Annotated in this window: 1 protein-coding gene; it reads left to right on the top strand. The window is 43.7% G+C overall.

Going from position 1 to position 254, the window contains the following annotated elements:
• Positions 1-254, top strand: a 254-nt coding sequence (locus tag E8Q33_RS15130; RefSeq protein WP_136555721.1) for an efflux RND transporter permease subunit, incomplete at both ends; no start/stop codon positions are given.

Genomic DNA, 254 nt, shown 5'->3' with positions numbered 1-254 from the left:
CGATTTTGCATCATGGTGCACAACGCTTGCAAACCATCACCTGTAATGTCAGTGGTCGTGATTTACGATCGTTTTTTAACGAATTACAGCAGCGAGTGCATCAGGAAGTACAGTTTGATGCAGACACCTATCCTGAGTTTACTGGTACGGCTGTGGCGGAAGCGGAATCACGTAAGGATTTGTTAGTGCATTCCATTCTGGTGGGACTAGTGGTGTTGATTTTATTGTATATGGCACTTAAAAGTGTGCGAAAT

This window comes from Methylophaga sp. SB9B (assembly GCF_004832235.1).
In the GTDB taxonomy this organism is placed as follows: domain Bacteria; phylum Pseudomonadota; class Gammaproteobacteria; order Nitrosococcales; family Methylophagaceae; genus Methylophaga; species Methylophaga muralis.
This window is presented reverse-complemented; position numbering and strand designations above follow the sequence as displayed.